General features: G+C 67.7%; 17 protein-coding genes and 2 pseudogenes. 7 read left to right on the forward strand and 12 right to left on the reverse strand.

Annotated features, from left to right (window positions below; translation table 11 throughout):
• Both QOI01_RS25005 and QOI01_RS25010 read left to right on the forward strand, forming a co-directional pair.
• Positions 1-891: pseudogene (locus QOI01_RS25005) on the forward strand (ATP-binding protein); the annotation flags it as partial.
• 2 nt (positions 892-893) lie between these two features.
• On the forward strand, positions 894-2,126 hold the full coding sequence (locus tag QOI01_RS25010; protein ID WP_526385788.1) for a glycosyltransferase: 1,233 nt from the start codon (positions 894-896) through the stop codon (positions 2,124-2,126).
• A gap of 15 nt (positions 2,127-2,141) precedes the next feature.
• Here the strand turns inward: QOI01_RS25010 and fgd are convergent, their stop codons facing one another.
• The gene (gene fgd / locus QOI01_RS25015) at positions 2,142-3,152 is read right to left on the reverse strand and encodes a glucose-6-phosphate dehydrogenase (coenzyme-F420) (RefSeq protein ID WP_526385762.1); all 1,011 of its coding nucleotides are present in this window, start codon (positions 3,150-3,152) and stop codon (positions 2,142-2,144) included.
• A gap of 155 nt (positions 3,153-3,307) precedes the next feature.
• On the opposite strand from fgd, the gene QOI01_RS25020 reads away from it, so the two are divergent.
• Positions 3,308-4,039 (forward strand): MBL fold metallo-hydrolase, encoded by a 732-nt coding sequence (locus tag QOI01_RS25020; protein ID WP_526385790.1) that lies wholly within the window; start codon positions 3,308-3,310, stop codon positions 4,037-4,039.
• 6 nt (positions 4,040-4,045) lie between these two features.
• Here the strand turns inward: QOI01_RS25020 and QOI01_RS25025 are convergent, their stop codons facing one another.
• From QOI01_RS25025 to QOI01_RS25045, 5 genes are read right to left on the reverse strand one after another with little or no spacing between them, the layout of a single operon-like run.
• Positions 4,046-4,360, reverse strand: coding sequence for a hypothetical protein (locus QOI01_RS25025; protein WP_526385764.1), 315 nt, complete (start codon positions 4,358-4,360; stop codon positions 4,046-4,048).
• A gap of 35 nt (positions 4,361-4,395) precedes the next feature.
• On the reverse strand, positions 4,396-5,307 hold the full coding sequence (locus tag QOI01_RS25030; protein WP_526385792.1) for an LLM class flavin-dependent oxidoreductase: 912 nt from the start codon (positions 5,305-5,307) through the stop codon (positions 4,396-4,398).
• Positions 5,304-6,431 carry an LLM class flavin-dependent oxidoreductase gene (locus QOI01_RS25035; protein ID WP_526385766.1) on the reverse strand — a complete coding sequence of 376 codons (1,128 nt, stop codon included), beginning with the start codon at positions 6,429-6,431 and terminating at the stop codon, positions 5,304-5,306. Before QOI01_RS25035 ends, QOI01_RS25030 begins: the two co-directional genes overlap by 4 nt.
• On the reverse strand, positions 6,428-7,408 hold the full coding sequence (locus tag QOI01_RS25040; RefSeq protein WP_526385794.1) for an LLM class flavin-dependent oxidoreductase: 981 nt from the start codon (positions 7,406-7,408) through the stop codon (positions 6,428-6,430). The genes QOI01_RS25035 and QOI01_RS25040 overlap by 4 nt, the downstream gene beginning before the upstream one ends.
• Positions 7,408-7,902: a GNAT family N-acetyltransferase gene (locus QOI01_RS25045; protein ID WP_526385768.1), complete on the reverse strand. Its 495-nt coding sequence runs from the start codon at positions 7,900-7,902 to the stop codon at positions 7,408-7,410. The genes QOI01_RS25040 and QOI01_RS25045 overlap by 1 nt, the downstream gene beginning before the upstream one ends.
• A 136-nt stretch (positions 7,903-8,038) precedes the next feature.
• On the opposite strand from QOI01_RS25045, the gene QOI01_RS25050 reads away from it, so the two are divergent.
• Complete coding sequence (locus tag QOI01_RS25050; RefSeq protein ID WP_526385770.1) at positions 8,039-8,902, forward strand: SDR family NAD(P)-dependent oxidoreductase; 864 nt, start codon at positions 8,039-8,041, stop codon at positions 8,900-8,902.
• Between the two features lie 382 nt (positions 8,903-9,284).
• Positions 9,285-9,539: pseudogene (locus tag QOI01_RS25055) on the forward strand (IS110 family RNA-guided transposase); the annotation flags it as partial.
• Here the strand turns inward: QOI01_RS25055 and QOI01_RS25060 are convergent.
• The 5 genes from QOI01_RS25060 to QOI01_RS25080 are packed head-to-tail and all read right to left on the reverse strand — an operon-like array spanning position 9,540 to position 13,111.
• Positions 9,540-10,772, reverse strand: a complete 1,233-nt coding sequence (locus tag QOI01_RS25060) for an O-succinylhomoserine sulfhydrylase (RefSeq protein ID WP_526385772.1) — start codon at positions 10,770-10,772, stop codon at positions 9,540-9,542.
• The gene (locus tag QOI01_RS25065) at positions 10,769-11,182 is read right to left on the reverse strand and encodes a rhodanese-like domain-containing protein (protein WP_526385774.1); all 414 of its coding nucleotides are present in this window, start codon (positions 11,180-11,182) and stop codon (positions 10,769-10,771) included. The genes QOI01_RS25060 and QOI01_RS25065 overlap by 4 nt, the downstream gene beginning before the upstream one ends.
• A 19-nt stretch (positions 11,183-11,201) precedes the next feature.
• On the reverse strand, positions 11,202-11,666 hold the full coding sequence (locus QOI01_RS25070) for an Rv0361 family membrane protein (protein WP_526385776.1): 465 nt from the start codon (positions 11,664-11,666) through the stop codon (positions 11,202-11,204).
• Positions 11,663-12,772, reverse strand: coding sequence for an ATP-grasp domain-containing protein (locus QOI01_RS25075; RefSeq protein ID WP_526385778.1), 1,110 nt, complete (start codon positions 12,770-12,772; stop codon positions 11,663-11,665). The genes QOI01_RS25070 and QOI01_RS25075 overlap by 4 nt, the downstream gene beginning before the upstream one ends.
• 24 nt (positions 12,773-12,796) lie before the next feature.
• A complete protein-coding gene (locus tag QOI01_RS25080; protein ID WP_526385780.1) occupies positions 12,797-13,111 on the reverse strand; it encodes a UBP-type zinc finger domain-containing protein in 315 nt (104 codons plus the stop codon).
• Positions 13,112-13,165: 54 nt separating this feature from the next.
• On the opposite strand from QOI01_RS25080, the gene QOI01_RS25085 reads away from it, so the two are divergent.
• Entirely contained in the window at positions 13,166-14,761 is a 1,596-nt protein-coding gene (locus QOI01_RS25085) for a Na+/H+ antiporter (RefSeq protein WP_526385782.1), read from the forward strand.
• On the opposite strand, the gene QOI01_RS25090 is transcribed toward QOI01_RS25085, so the two are convergent.
• The gene (locus tag QOI01_RS25090) at positions 14,758-15,273 is read right to left on the reverse strand and encodes a MarR family winged helix-turn-helix transcriptional regulator (RefSeq protein ID WP_526385784.1); all 516 of its coding nucleotides are present in this window, start codon (positions 15,271-15,273) and stop codon (positions 14,758-14,760) included. The genes QOI01_RS25085 and QOI01_RS25090 overlap by 4 nt on opposite strands.
• Positions 15,274-15,427: 154 nt before the next feature.
• Between QOI01_RS25090 and QOI01_RS25095 the strand changes: the two genes are divergently transcribed.
• The gene (locus tag QOI01_RS25095; protein WP_526385786.1) at positions 15,428-16,231 is read left to right on the forward strand and encodes an alpha/beta fold hydrolase; all 804 of its coding nucleotides are present in this window, start codon (positions 15,428-15,430) and stop codon (positions 16,229-16,231) included.
• The last annotated feature ends 169 nt before the right edge of the window (positions 16,232-16,400 follow it).

A 16,400-nucleotide genomic window follows, 5' to 3' on the forward strand; every position in this document is an offset into this window, starting at 1 on the left:
TCGGCCGCCATGAGCATCATCCTCAACGCGGTTGCCTTCGGGCGGTTCGCCAACTGCGAGTTCGACGCTGCGCTGCGGGTAGTCGAGTCGATACGCGCCTTGGCGCCCGCGGCTCCCGTAGAAGAGGTCGCCTCGGCCGACGCGCTCGCCGGATTCCTCGAGACCTGTCTCGGCGACGTCGAGCGGGGCAGACGACGTCTTCGAGAGGCGACGGACCGAGCGCGCGGGCTGGCGTCGATCAGATACGCGTACATCCTGATCTATTGGGCCGCAGCGGCCACGCTGGGTCTGTACCAGACCGACGACCTGACAGAGGAGATGCCCGCCGCTCTGCAGCGCGCAGAGTTCTTCGGTGACCTCGCGGGCATCACGGTCGCGCAGTGGGCCTACGGAGCCGTCCTGCTGCGCGCGAGTAATGGATCACACGACGAGGCGGTCGACCTCCTCCGACGCGCGAGTGCGAGCGTCCAGAAGACCAATGCGCTGACGATGGTACTGTCCTTCATCCAAACCGACCTGGCGATGGACACCGCGCGCAGCGGGCGACGTGACCAGGCAATCGACGAACTTCGTTGTCTGGTCGCCCGCCATCTGGATCGCGGAAGTCGAGTGTTCATGGGCTGGCCCGCCGAAGCCCTCATCGAACTCCTCACCGAGCGACGAGCGCCCACCGACCTCGCCGAGGTTCGTCGAATAGTCGACGGTTGGCAGTCCCGTCGGCCCGGCATCCCCGCGTTGGACCTGTGGTGGCTGAAATCGCGTGCACTGTTGGCGAGGGCCGAGGGCAACTCGTCCCAATATGCCGAGCGGGCAAGGCAATACCTCGAGTGCTGCGAGCGAGTCGACGCGCGGGGGCGGATCAGTGAGGCGCGCGAGATGTTGGGGGTATGACCATGGCAACAATCCTCGCCTACACCTCACCGGCGCTCGGTCACCTGCTGCCGATGAGCGCACTGCTCTGCGCGCTGTCAGCCCGCGGGCACGTGGTTCACCTGCGCACCCTGTCGGGCGGAGTCGAGATCGGGCGACGCCTCGGCTTTACCACCGGCGCGATCGATGCGCGGATCGAGGACATCGAGCACGACGACTGGACGGCTACCAATCCCTTTGCGGCACTGAAGTTGTCGGTTGGAGTATTCGCGCGCCGGTCCACGTACGAGGTCACCGACCTCGCCGATGCGGTATCGGACGTTCGCCCGGACGCACTGCTCGTCGACGTGAACTGCTGGGGCGCCCTTTCGGCGTCGGAGACCAGCGGTGTTCCGTGGGCGTGCTTCTCGCCGTACACCCCCGCCCTGCGCTCGCCGGGGGTGCCGCCATTCGGTCTCGGCCTGAGGCCGGCGACGGGGGTGTTGGGTTCGATCCGTGACGCCGTGGTGCGGCAGGCGGTACTCGGCCGGCTCGAGAGGGTCATACTGCCGCCGGTCAATGCGATTCGTGCGAACGTTGGTGTTGGGCCAGTGGCGTCGATGGACGACTTCCTGCGCCGAGCGGGGCTGATCCTGATCGCCACCGGCAAGCCGTTCGAGTACGAGCAGACCGAATGGGGCGACTCGGTTCAGATGATCGGGCCGTGCGTGCTCGATCCGGGACCGGACGAGACCCCCGAGTGGATGGCCTCGATCGATCGACCGATCGTTCTCGTCACGACATCGTCAGAGAAGCAGTCCGACGCGAGCCTACTTCGCACCGCGCTGACCGCACTGGCAGACGAACCGGTGCACGTGGTTGCCACCGTGCCCGCCGGGCGACCCGACGACTACGCCGCGCCGCCCAACGCGACAGTGCGCCGGTTCGTTCCACACGGCGTGGTGCTGGACCGGGCGGTGTGTGCGGTGACGCACGGCGGAATGGGCGCGACGCAGAAGGCGCTGGCGCGTGGCATCCCGGTGTGCGTGGTGCCGTTCGGCCGCGATCAGCTCGAAGTGGCACGCCGCGTCGAGGTGGCACGGTGCGGCACCCGGCTGCCCGCCAGGAGGCTGTCGGCTCCGCGGCTGCGGGCAAGGGTGCGCGAAGCGATGACGATGACCGCGGGCGCGCAGCGGGTGGCCTCGGGCTTTGCAGCCACCGGCGGGGTCGCGCATGGCGCGGAACTCTTCGAACAGCGCACGCTCGGCCTTCCCTAGCAACTGAGCGCCGAACTACCCCAGCTTGCGCAGCCGTGGCTCCAGGTCCCGTTGGAACAGTTCGAGGAAGCGGCGCTGGTCGTGCCCAGGTGCGTGGAACACCAGGTGGTTCAGACCCCACCCGACGTAGTCCTTGACCTTCTCGACGGCCTCGTCGGGATCGGAGGCAACGATCCAGCGCTTGGCCACCTGCTCGATGGGCAGCTCGTCGGCGGCCTTCTCCATCTCCAGCGGATCGTGGATGTTGGTCTTCTGCTCGGCGGTCAGCGACAGCGGCGCCCAGAACCGGGTGTTCTCCAACGCCAGTTCGGGATCGGTGTCGTAGGAGATCTTGATCTCGATCATCCGATCCACGTCGTCGGGGTTCTTGCCAGCGGCCTCCGCGCCCTCCTTCATCGCGGGGATGAGCTTGTCCCGGTACAGCTCCTCACCCTTGCCGGAGGTGCAGATGAACCCGTCGCCCGCGCGGCCGGCGTACTTGGCCACCTGAGGCCCGCCCGCGGCGATGTAGATCGGGATGCCGCCCTCGGGCACGTCGTAGATCGAAGCGCCCTTGGTCTTGTAGTACTCGCCGTCGAAGTCGACCCGGTCACCCAGCCACAGCTCGCGCATCAACCGCACCGACTCACGCAGCCGCGCATAGCGCTCCTTGAACTCGGGCCACTCACCCTCGTAACCGGTGGCGATCTCGTTGAGCGACTCCCCAGTGCCGACACCGAGGAAGATCCGGTCGGGATACAGACACCCCATCGTGGCGAACGCCTGCGCGATCACCGCCGGGTTGTAGCGGAACGTCGGGGTCAGCACCGAGGTGCCGACCACCAGACGCTTGGTGCGCTCACCGACGGCCGTCATCCAGGCCAGCGAGAACGGCGCATGACCACCCACGTGCCGCCACGGCTGGAAGTGATCGCTCACCGTCGCACTGTCCATGCCGTGCGCCTCGGCCTCCACGGCCAACTCGACGAGCTCACGCGGGGCGAACTGTTCCGCCGACGCCTTGTATCCCAACTTGAGTTCAGCCACGTATCTGTTCTACCCCTCGCATCGAACGGATATTCCACCGCGCTCGTCACCCAGGGTGAATCTGACGACGATTCCCGAGTGATTTCATCGTGAGATTCACACTCGCGGCGCCCACCGGAGCCGAACAGTGGCACGCCTAGACTGATCGCGTGGGGATTTCAGTCGAGTTGACGGCCATCACCGACATCGTCCACTTCGCGCAGACAGACCTCGTCAACTGGACCCTCGTCACCGATGGAAAGAGCGTTGTGCTGATCGACGCCGGCTTCCCGGATCAGCGTGCCGAAGTACTCGATTCGGTCCGGCAGCTCGGGTTCGGTGTCGACGACGTCCACGCCATCCTGCTCACCCACGCCCACGTCGACCACTTCGGCACCGCCATCTGGTTTGCCAGAGCCCATGGCACGCCCGTCTTCTGCCACGCGAGCGAAGTCGGCCACGCCCACCGCGAGTATCTGGAGCAGGTGTCACCGATCGACCTGGCAGCCAAGGCCTGGCTGCCGCGCTATCTGAACTGGTCGCTCACCATCGCCCGCAAGGGCGCATTGATACGCGACGGCATCCCGACCGCGCACGCCCTCACCGAGGAGGTCGCCGCGGCACTGCCCGGCACGCCCATGGCGATTCCGACGCCAGGCCACACCGGCGGGCACTGCTCGTTCGTGGTCGACGGCGTCCTCGTCAGCGGGGACGCGCTCGTCACCGGTCATCCCGTGTCGAAGCGCCGCGGTCCGCAACTGTTGCCGGGCCTGTTCAACCACGACCAGGGCGCCTGTGTCCGCAGTCTGTCGGCGCTGGGGATGTTGGACACCGACGTCCTGCTTCCGGGGCACGGCCCCGTGTGGCGTGGGCCGATCAGGGAGGCGGCCGAGCAGGCCGCCCGCTGAATCGGCTCAGGTGAGGATCTCGTAGCCGAGAAGGAAGATCGCGGTCAGCATGAGGCCACAGCCCAGCACGATGGTCGGCATCAGGATCGTCTGGTCGAGCTCCTCGGGGTCGAGCGCGTCGGTGGCGACCGGGCCGTACAGGACCCCGCCTACCGCGGATTCCCGGAATGTCCTGGTCATTCGGCCGATTCTGGTGTGGGGCTTACGGCCCACGTAGGACCGCAATCCCACGCCTCCCAGGCCCGTCAAGAGGGCAGCCGCGAGGATCAGCCAGCCCACCGTCAGCTCCGACAGCACGTGCACCCCCTGCCGAGTGTTCATCTCGGCAGCCACCCTAGACGCACGGATCAGGTGCGTCATCGAACTAGAGAAGCGCCGAGCCCCAGATGCTCGCGGATGGTGGTGCCCTCGTACTCCGTGCCGAAGACGCCGCGCTCCTGCAGAAGGGGCACCACCGCGTCGACGAACTCGTCGAGTCCGTGCGGCGTGAGGTACGGGTCGAGAATGAACCCGTCGCAGACGTCAGACTGCACGTGCTGGTCCATCTCGGCGGCCACCTGCGCGGGTGTACCGACGAACTGCGAACTCTGAAACACCTTGAGCCGGTCGGGATCCCGGCCGTGGGCGGCCGCCCGCACCTTGGCGGCCGCGTAGTACCTTCGGCTGGCATCCGGTGCAGAGTGCGGTGTGACCAGGACATCGGCGTATTTGGCCCCGAGTTCCTGCCCCTCGGCGGAATCGTCTTCAAGCAGCAGGACCGGGTGCCCCTGCGGGCCGGCGGGCAGGGTGGCGAATCCCCGAACGTCGAACTGCGCGCCTCGATGCTCGACAGCGTGGATTCCTCCGGGATCGGCGTAGACACCGGTCTGCTCGTCCGCGCGAACCGCACCGGTCTCCCAGCTGTCCCAGAACGCGCGGGCGACGGTGATGAACTCCGCTGCCCGCGGATAGCCCTCGGCGTCCGAGGCGATCGCCACGTGCCAGCCCGATCTGCCATCGGACAGGTGGTCGAGGGTGGCGAGTTGCCTTGCCACCGCGAAGGGTTGATTGATCGTGGTGTCGACGGTGCCGACCAGGCCCAATCGGTCGGACACGGCCGCGAGCGCCGACAACATGGTCAAGTTGTCCGCGCCGGCAAGGAAGAGGAAGTCGAACAGACCCCTCTCCGCCGAGCGCGCGAGGTGGACGAAGGACTCGAAGTCGATCTGACTACCGAACCGCGCCGCCAGATGAATCTGCTTGCGGTGCTTACCCCGTCTGATCGTCAGATCCCCCAGCGCTTGGCGATCAACTCGTGGGAGCGAAGACGGTCGGAATGCCGGTGCGTGACCGACGTGATGACGAGTTCGTCGGCATCGGTCACACGCTGCAACGCTTCGAGTCGGTGGGCCACCTCGTCGGCGTCGCCGACGAACTGCGTTGCGGTGCGGTCCTTTACCACCTCGACCTGCTCCGGCGACAGCGGCAAGCTTGCGTCGGGATCGGGATACGGTTCGGCGCCGTCGCCCGCGCGGATGGCGTACACCCAGTGCCCGTAGGTCGACGCCAGATGCCGCGCCGTCTCGCTGTCGTCGGCCACCACGACGTCCGCCGACACCACGACATACGGCTCGCGCAGCGCATCCGACGGCACGAACGCGTTGCGATAGGCCTCGACCGCCTCCAGCGCGGTGGCCGGGGTGATGTGATAGCTCGCGACGAACGGCAAACCGTTTGCAGCCGCCACCTGCGCACTCTGGCCCTTGCTGCTACCGAAGACCCACGGCCGCAACGCGTCTCCGCGCTCCCCCGGCGTCACATGCGTCTCCACCCCATCGATCGAAAAGGTGCCGTCGATCATCGCGAGGATGTCGGAGACCTGGTCGGCGAAGTCGGGTACGTTCGCGTCGGGCTGCTGGAGCACCGACATCCTGGCCTTCAGCCGAGGGTTGCGCATCAGCGCACTGATGTCGAAGGGCTTCGGGACGACGACACCGCCGACTTCGTGCCACGTCCTCGGCGGCGGCTTGGGCTCGTCAGTCGGCGCATCGGGCTTGTCCGCGTTGGCTTCCCGGCGACGCTGACCCGACCGGCCGACGCCGAGATCGATGCGACCGGGGTGAAGGCCGTCGAGGATGCCGAAGTTCTCCACGACCGCCACGGCAGTGGTGAAGCCCAGCTGGACGGCGGCCGCACCGACGTGAATCCGCTCGGTGGCGGCGGCCAGCTGACCGATGAGCACAGCGGGAGACGAGCTCGCCACCGCAACGAAGTGGTGTTCGGCGAGCCAGTAGCGGCGGAATCCCCACCGCTCGGCGTGCTGGGCCAGGTCGACGGTGTTGCGCAACGCAGTGGCGGCGTCACTTCCCTCGCTGATCGGCGAGAGGTCGAGGATGGACAAGGGCACGGTCACATCGGCACCGCCTTCTGATATGGATTCTCCGCCACAGGTAGCCCGAGGCGCTGTCGGAGGGTCTCGCCGTCGACGTAGGCGGAGCGCACTCCGGCCGCTGCGCGCAGCTGCGGCATGACCTCGTCGACGATGAAGGGCAGATCGATCGCGGTGACGGCGGGCCGCAGCCTGACACCGTCGATCCCCAAGTGCTGCCAGCGGATCAGGAGATCCACCAGTTCGGTTGCCGTGCGGTCGAATACATATGCGTCGGAACGACGATCCACGACGCCGGCCGATGCCACGAAGACATCGACGTAGACCCGCAGGTGGGCACCGCCGGAGTCCCCGATCTCGCGGAGGATGGCCAGCAGCTGCTCGTCGTCCTTCGGCGTGATGAAGACGAGGTCGGCACTGCGGGCGGCGAACTCGTAGACCGGTGTGACATGCGCAAGCGCGGCGACGACGGGCTGGCCCTGCGGCGGTCGCGGCGTGCCGGACGAATCGTCCCAGAGCCTTCGCACCATCTCGACGGCCTCGGTGGCTTCGGCGAACAGGTCGTCACCGCCGACGTCGCGCCTGCCGAAGAGTGCGGCCTCCTGGGCGGTTCCACTGACCCTGGGTTGCCAGCCCGCCCTGCCATGGGAGACGAAGTCGAGCGTCGCGATCGCCGTCGACAGACGGAACGGATCGGTGTGCGTCACTCCTGCCACGGGGACGAGCCCGATGTGAGTCGTGGCGGGGGCGACGCGCGACGCGAGCAGCACCGCATCGGGTCGTCCGGCAAGCCATCGCGGTTCGATCTCGGGCTTGCGGCGCCGCTGCGGAGTGAGTCCCTCATCGAAGGTGACGAAGTCCAGCATGCCGCGCTCGGCGGTCCTGACCGCGTCCACCCAGTAGCGGCCGCGCAGATGCGGTTGGCGGTCGGGCGTGTGGCGCCACGCTTCCTGATGCCAGCCGTATCCCTCGAGTGCCACGGCGACGCTGAGCGGCCCGATCACGGCATTTCCTTCAGGAACGCCATCGGGAAGACGTCACCTTGAGCGGGCAAGGGCTCGTCGAGCCGTCGATACCCCGTCGCGAGGTACAGGGCTTCCGCCTCCGGCTGACGGTCGCCCGTGGTCAGGTAGATGCGCCGGTAGCCGCGGGCCGCGATCTGCGCCTCCAGCTCGGCGAGCAGGCTCCTCGCCAGCCCGCGGCGACGGTGCCCACCGTCGGTCCAGATGCGCTTGAGCTCCGCCGTCTGGGCATCGAAGCGGCGGAACGCGCCCCCGGTCACGGGCTGGTCATCGACCAGCCCGATCAACATGCCGCCGCCGGGCGCTTCGAACTCGTCAGCCGGATGGTCGCGCAGCCATCGGCCCACCAACTCCACGGTCCCGCCGTACCTGGTGGCGTACTCGACGGCGAGCTCGGCCAGCAGCGGCTCGGCCAGCGCGTCGCGCTGGCCGACCATGACGAACCGCAGTCCGTCGACGGTTGGCAGAGTCATCACCACCCCATCGCTTCCCATGTCAATGTCTACCGCGAAGCGCCCTTCCGCATTCCGCAGATCTGCCTTCGCCTCGTGGTGATTGCAAGATCCCCGGCCTTCAAATCGAAACTTGACACGTGTAAAGTCCGGCCACATGGACAACATCAGGGGCAGGACAATCGCGATCACCGGCGCCGCCCGCGGCATCGGCCACGCCACCGCCAAGGCCCTTCTGGCCCGCGGCGCCCTGGTGGTCATCGGTGACCGCGACGTGGCGGTCCTGGAGTCAGCCGTCACCGGTCTCGCCAAGTTCGGCCAGGTCACCGGCTATCCCCTGGACGTCACCGACAGGGAGTCGTTCCAGGTATTCCTGGACAAGGCCCGCACCGACGGTGACGGCCACATCGACGTGCTCATCAACAACGCGGGCGTGATGCCCGTCGGCCCATTCCTCGAACAGTCCGAGCAGGCCATCCGGTCCTCGATCGAGGTCAATTTCTACGGCGTGCTCACCGGATGCCAGCTGGTGCTCCCCGAGATGGTCCGGCGCCGCCGCGGGCACGTCGTGAACATCGCCTCGATGGCCGGAATGGTCGCCGTGCCCGGACAGGTGGTCTATGCCGGGACCAAGTTCGCCGTGGTCGGCCTGTCCACCGCGATGGCCGACGAGTTCGCGCCGCAGGGCGTCGAGGTGACGGTCATCCTGCCGACCTTCACCAACACCGAACTGATCGCGGGCACCAAGAACACCGGCGCGCAGAAGCCGGTGCAGCCCGAGGACATCGCCGCCGCGATCGTCAAGGCCCTCGACAAGCCCAAGACCCACGTGTCCGTGCCGACCCCATTGCGCTTCGTCGGCGCCGTCACGTCGATGCTCGGGCCGCGTGGCAGGCGCTGGCTGTCCAAGCAGATGGGCAACGACCACGTGTTCCTCGAGTTCGACAAGACCGCACGGCAAACCTACGAGAACCGGGCCCAGGCCGCGCAGGGCGTTCTGGAGAAGCCGAGCGAGAGCTAGGCAGGACGCTCAGAACAACTGTTCGGTCGCATACAGTCGTTATTCGGAGATGGCGACGCTTCCCGCGCACTGGCTCCCGAATACCATGTGGCTCCGACGTTTTCGGTGTCTCGCAGCAGGGCGCACCGACTTATTGGGTGTCGCGGGACGGGGGGTGGGATTGCAGCCCATAGCGTGCCGTAGCGGACCGGAGGGAATGACTCGGGGTTGTCCTGTCACCCGACGGTTTGGGTTGACTCCACTGTGGTGTGTCACCCCTCCGGTCTGCGTTCGCGGCGTGACTGAAGAGAAGCGTGACCCCAAGCTGCTGTGAGAGGTACTTGAAGTCGGATTGTCCGCCGCGGATTCCCCAACCCACACGAGCGAAGGGAACCCGTATTCCATGATCGTCATCGGTGTCGATCCGCACGAGTCCACCCACACTGCTACCGGACTGAACCCGGCCACTAACTCCGATGTCGGCTCGCTGCGCATCGAGGCGTCCCTGGGCGACTATCAACGATTGATCACCTGGGCCGCGGCGTGGCCCGAACGCCAGTGGGCGATCGAGAATGCCCAGGGGTTGGGACACCACCTGGCGCAGTGGCTGCTGGCACGTGGAGAGGTCGTCCTCGACATTCCGACCACGGCCACCGCATCAGCCGAGCGCCCGATCGAGGTCGGCGATCAGATCCTCCGTGCCCTCGAGCCCGATGGAGATCCGCACCACGGCGTCGCCGAGACCGATGGCCGCACGTCCCTCCGGGCCCATCGCGCGGTGAGTCGTGGTGGCCGGGTGGGTGATCAGCGACTTGGCGTCTCCGAGGTTGTTGGAGATGTCGATGAGGCGCAGCTTGTCGAGCACCTCGAAGGCGCGCTGCTTGCCCTGCCCCTCGGGAGCCGCCAGCTCGAACGTGACGACGGTGCCGCCGCCCCTCATCTGACGCTTGGCCAGGTCGTACTGCGGATGCGACTCCAGGAATGGGTACTTGACCCAGCTCACCGACGGATGGCCCTCGAGGAACTCCGCGACGCGCTGCGCCGAACTGTTGGAGTAGTTCACCCGAACCGCCAGCGTCTCAAGGCCTTTCAGCATGGTCCAGGCATTGAAGGCACTGATCGCCGGACCGGTGTGGCGCATGAGCTTCTGCACCGGGCCGTCGATGTAGTCCTTGTCGCCGAGGATGGCGCCGCCGAGCACCCGACCCTGCCCGTCGATGTGCTTGGTGCCGGAGTACACCACGACGTCGGCGCCCAAGGGCAGACCCTGCTGCAGCAGCGGGGTGGCGAAGACGTTGTCCAGCACCACCTTTGCACCCGCGGCGTGGGCGAGGTCGCACACGGCGGCGATATCGACCAGCGACTGCATCGGGTTGGACGGCGTCTCGAAGAACACCGCCTGCGTCGGCACCGAGAGCGCCTCCTCCCACTGGGAGAGGTCCTCACCGTCGACGAACACGGTCTCCACGCCCCAGCGCGGCAGGATCTCGTTGCAGACCACGAAGCAGGAGCCGAACAGGCTGCGGGCGGCGACGAGTCGGTCACCCGCCCCGAGAAGCGCGCCGAGGGAGGTGAACACTGCGGCCATGCCGGTCGCCGTGGCGAACGCGGCGGGCGCATCCTCGATCAGCCGAAGGCGCTCCTCGAACATCGAGATCGTCGGATTGCCGTAGCGCGAGTACACGTAGCGGTCGATCTCGCCGGTGAACGCCTTCTCGGCGTCGCCCGCGGATTCGTAGACGTAGCCCGAGGTCAGGTACAGCGCCTCGGAGGTCTCCTCGAAACCCGACCTCAGCAGCCCACCGCGCACCCCGATGGTGGCCTGGCTGACACCGTCGGGCAGCGGCTTCGGAATGCGGACCGACGGGACGGACTCATCGGGAGTGGTCACGATTGCCTCCAGGGCAGACCGATGGCCCGCCAGCCCGTTGCGCCGCGATGCCCGTCCTCGTCGAGGTTTCCCTCGAACCCGTCGAGCACGTTGTAGGACGGCGCGACTCCCGCCGCGGTGGCAGCCTCGGCCGCACCGATGGAACGGTTGCCGGAGCGGCACAGAAAGACGACGGGCCGCTCGCCCGCGGTCACGCCCGCGGCGGCCAGGTCGTCGACGAACCCGTCGTTGTGCGTGCCGTCGGTGCGGTTCCACTCGATGTAGACGACGTCGCGTTGCAACGACGACGTGTCGGGGACGCCGACGAAGCGCCACTCGGCCGCGGTGCGACAGTCCACCAGCACGGCCTCGGGATCGTCGACCAACAGCTTCCACGCCTCTTCAGGGGTGATGTCTCCCGCATAGCTCACGACCGCGAGTGTCCCATATCTATTTCGAGCAAACCTTCCACGCCCCGTCCTCCCGCACGAACGTCAGGTCGGAGCTGGAGGTCTGCTCGCCAGTGTTGGCAAAGTGGTAGATCACCGTCGCCGCGGCGCGATCACCGTCGACGCGGATGGTCGGAACGTCGTCGACGTAGCGCTCGCCGTTCTTGGCCACCGAGTCACGCTGACTGGCCAGGAAACTCGCCTCGGTGCCCTGATCGGCCCGACACGTGAAGTTGCGGAACTTGGCGTAGTCCTGGCGTTGCTGCGCGTCGTTCTGGCCGACGGCGGCTTGGGCCACCTGGTCCCCCGGGGTCGTCTGTTGAGTGCCGAAGACGTTGAAGAGAACGATTCCGATCACGACGAGCGCGAAGATCACCAGCGCACCCACAAACGGGGCCACGGTCGGACGATCGGGTTCGGGCTCGGGCAGCTGGATGGGATCGGACCCAGAGTCGGACCCGGTCACGACCCGAGTCCGTGCACGACCGTCGAGATCCGGTGCGCGCGATCGCGAGCCCGGACGACGTCTGGCGCGGTGGCGATGGCCACCGACGTCCCCTCGAGCAGACGCACGTCGCTCTCCGGAACGGCCAGCGCCTCGGTCAGTGCGCTGGTGGAGATAGCCCGCCTGGTCCCCACCTCCGCCGCCGCGGGCGAAATCATGATCGTGTCGACCGACAACCCGAGAATCGCCCTGGCGTGGAGCTCGAACTGCGAAAGTCGTTGCGAGCGCAGGGTGACCATGCCGACGTCGAACGGCTGCGTCCGCACGGTGGCGAAGTACACCTCGGCCCCGCGGACCAGAAGTTCGACGGCGAACACGCCGCGGCCGCCCAGCGAATGGACGATGCGCGCCGCGATGGACCGCGCGGCATCGAGCGCCGCGAGCGACAGCCGCTGCGGCTGCCACGTCTCCAGCGGCGCGCCGTCGGCCTGCCGGTGCCCGATCGGTTCGCAGAACTGCACCGCCGGTCCCGACGCCTCGGTCGTGCGCACCGTCAGCAGCGTGATCTCGTGTTGCACGTCCACGACGGTCTCCGCCATCACCCGGTTCGCCCAGGTCGGGCCCGCCGCGAAGGCGCGCTTCCAGGCCGCCTCGACGTCCTCGAGCCGCGTCAGCACCGACTGGCCTTCGGTGACCGTGCCGGTCAGAGGGGTGACCACCAGCGGGAAGCCGGAGTGCCCGGCGACCGCGGCCAACTCCTCCGGCGATGACACGAACCAGAACGGCACGGTCGGCAGGCCCAGCTCGTCGCCCGCCAGCTTGCGCAGACCCTCGCGGTCCACCCCGAGTCTATTGGCACGCGGCGTCGGGAACACCTCGACGGAATCGCGCCCGGCCGCGGCGATCAGCACAGCGGGAGAAACGTCGGAAGACACGGCGACGACGTAATCCGGCCGATGCTCGTCGAGCAGGGCGACGACCGCGTCGGCGTCTTCACACTCCTCGACGCGCACCACGGCGGCGCCGAGACGCTCGAACGCCAACGCCAGCTCTGGGCCTGCGTCTCCCGCCCCGAGCAGCAGGACCGAGCGCGGACGGTCGGTGGTCTTCCCCAGGGGTTCAGTCATGGTCCGTCCACCCTGCCAGACCGATCAGCCCAGCCGGATGTCGACGTAGCACCAGCGCCAGTTCTCGCCGGGCTCCACCGAACGCATCACGGGGTGGTCGGTCTCGTGGAAATGCCTGTTGGCGTGCTGATGCGGGCTTGAGTCGCAGCAACCCACGTGGCCGCACGTCAGGCACATTCGCAGGTGAGCCCAGGTACTCTCGCCGAGTTCATTGCATTCCTGGCAGCTGCCGGGCGTGAGGGGTTCCGGCTCGGCCGCGTCGGCGGCCTCCGCGAGGTGCTCGCACGTCTGAGCGGATGGCGGGGAATTCACGTCGCGCCGTCGCGTTCTCCTCCGCATGGTGTTCAGAATAGTTCGGTCCCGGTGGGGTCCCAGACGGAAGGGTTTGGCAACGTGGGTGGCGCCTCATTACTCGCGGTGCTCGTAGCGTCGGTGTTGTTGGCCGGGAACGCGCGTCGGTACGACGTTTCCGGGCCGTTGGCGCTCGTGGTCGCGGGACTCCTGGCGGGCCTGATCCCCGGCGTGCACGGCCTCGAACTGCAACCCCACCTGGTGTTGTTCGTCATCCTGCCGCCGCTGCTGTGGTCGGCGGGGCTGGAGAGCAGCTACGTCGCCCTGCGCAAGAACACCCGCCGGATCGGCCTTCTGGCCGTCGGCCTGCCCCTGGTGACGACGTTCGCGGTCGGCGTAGTCGCGTACCACACGGTGCCCGAGTTGACGGTAGCTGCGGCGCTGACGCTCGGCGCGATCGTCGCGCCGCCGGACGCCGTGTCGGCGGCGGCGATCGGGCGCAGGCTGGGGTTGCCGCGGCAGATCATGACGCTTCTCGGTGGGGAGAGCCTGCTGAACGACGCGACCGCGCTCACCGCCTACAAGGTCGCGCTCGCCGCTGCGATCGGCACGGCATCGACCTGGGGCACCCCGGTGTTCACGTTCGCACTCGCTGCCGTCGGCGGCACGGTGATCGGCGCGGCCATGGGGTCGCTCATCGTCTTCGTCCGGACCTGGCTCGGCGATTCCCTGGTGGAGAGCGCGATCGGCCTGATGGCCCCGTTCTTCATCTATCTGCTCGCCGAGGAGGCGCACGGTTCCGGCGTGATCGCCGTCGTCGTGGCCGCCCTCATCCTCGGGCAGCGGTCGTCGAGGGCCGGCTACGCCACCCGACTGCAGGACACCGCGCTGTGGAAGACCCTGCAGTTCGTCCTCGAGTCGTTCGCATTCCTGCTCATCGGCTTGCAGCTACCGACCGTGGTCGCCGAGCTGAGAGGCATCTCGGCGTCCGTGCTGGCGATCGCGTCGGTGTCGGTACTGGCGACGGTGATCGTCGTCCGGATCGTCTGGGTGTTCGTGATGGCCTACGTGCCGAGGAAGTTCTCCCGGCGCATCCGGGACAACGAGGAGAAGCCCACCAAGGCCCAGGTCTTCATCGTCGCCTGGGCGGGGATGCGAGGCGTGGTGTCACTCGCCGCGGCGTTCGCGGTACCGGTCAGCACGCTGTCGGGTGATCCATTCCCCGGCCGGCCGCAGCTGGTGTTCCTCACGTTCGTCGTCGTGATCGGAACGCTTCTGCTGCACGGCCTCACCCTGCCCTGGATCATCAAGGTGCTCGACGTGCAGGGCGACGACGTCCAGAAGGACGCCCTCGAGCAGGCCGCGGCGCAGACCAAGGCTGCGCAGGCGGCCGCGGACCGCCTCGACGAACTGATGGCCCTGCAACGTCCCGACTCGGACGTTGGAGAACGTGCCGCCGCCGTGCTGCGCCATTGGAACGACCGCCGCCGGAACTCGGCGTGGGAACAGCTGGGACGCAGCGACGACGAGATCGGCGAGGGCCCTGCGGCGGCGTTCAAACGCCTCCGGCTGGAGATGCTCAAGGCGGAGCGCGACACGTTCATCGCCGAGCGGGACGCCGGACGGATCGACGACGAGGTCTTCAGAGCCGTCCTGCACGGACTGGACCTGGAGGAGGCGACGCTCGACCGCGACTAGCTGCGCGGCGCCGACTCAGCGGCCGCGGGATGGTCGTCCCTGAGGCTCTTCATGGCGGCGATCATCGCGCAGAAGGTTCGGTGCGCCGCCTCAAGATCGGTGTCGGAAAGGTGGGCCATGGCGGCCTGGTTGCGCTGGCCGAGCACGGTGAAGAACCTCCGCGCGACGTCCATCCCGCGGTCGCCGTAGCGAAGGAGCACCTTGCGCCGGTCGGCCGGGTCGGTCTCGCGCCGCAGATGACCGTCCCCGGTCATCCGCTCGACGAGGTACGTGATCGCCGCACCCGAGAGCCTCATCTGCTTGCGAAGGTCACCGGCCGTCAAGGGAACGCCGTCCGTCTCGGCGACCATGACGAACAGAAGTGCTCGAAACTCGTTGGCGGACAGCTTGTTCTGCTCGGCAAAGGTGCGAGCGATCCAATCCGACTCGGAGGTCAGGTCTCGAAGGTCGGCAGCGATGAGTCGTTCCAACTGCATTCGGACGCCCTCGCTCGCGGTCCCCTCGTGCATCATCGGCACTCCTCGTGGCGAGACGTAGTGGTACAGCATAGTTCCAATCCTGCCAACGGCTACCCCGTTTGACGGCAACGCCGCGGGCCGCGGTCACGTCGCGAATTCCCTTGCCGTGGCTGGTGGCCCGCACTACTTGCCGACTACCGTCCCAACGGTGAAGGAAGTTCGGGTCGACACCGCGCTCGGTGAGATACGCCTCCGCGTCTCGGGCACCGGCGAGGCGATCCTCTTCTGGCCGAGCCTGCTGATGACGGGCGACATGTGGTCGGCGCAGGCCGAGCACTTCTCCGACCGGTATCGCGTCGTACTGATCGACCCGCCCGGGCATGGCGGCAGCGAAAGACTCACGGCGGCATTCACCTTCGAGGACTGCGCTCGGTGCGTCGTCGACATCCTCGACGGACTCGGCATCGACGACGCCCACTTCGTCGGGAACTCCTGGGGCGGGATGATCGGCGGCACGTTCGCCGCCACCTACCCCGACCGCGTCCGCCGCGCCGTGCTGATGAACTGCACGGCGTCGCCCGCAGGTGCTCGGCAGAAGGTCGAATACGGCATCCTGCTGCGAATTGCTCGCTGGCTCGGCGGGATCCGGCCACCGCTGACCCGGTCGGTGTTGAAGGCCTTCCTCGGGCCGACGACGTTCCGGACGCGACCCGACGTCGTCGCCTTCGTCCGGGCTACCGTGCAGGCCGACGACCTGGACTCCTGCGCATGGGCAGTGCGCAGCGTCGTGCCGCGGCGGCCCGATCAGCGCGCCCTGATGTCCCGCGTGACGACGCGGGTGCTGGTCGTCGCGGGCGTCGAGGACGCGACGTTCCCCAACCTGGAGACCAAGACGATGGCCGACGCGATCCCCGGCTCGACGTTCGTCGTGCTCGACGGCGTTGCTCACCTCGCCGGCTTGGAGCACCCCGCGTTGGTCAATCAGCTGGTGGACGACTTCCTGACGCGCTGACGCATCGCCACCACCACCCCGCGTTTTCGGCGGTAGTCCGGAAACCGTCGGTACCGTCGAGCACATGACTGCACCGAATGTTCTGCTCCGCTCGGGAGAACCGGCTCTACCTCCGGTACACATGCGCCGCGACGCGTTCGACCCCACCCAGGAGCTCGGACAGATTCGC

The sequence above is a fragment of the Mycobacterium sp. genome (assembly GCF_032162605.1).
Lineage (GTDB): Bacteria > Actinomycetota > Actinomycetes > Mycobacteriales > Mycobacteriaceae > Mycobacterium.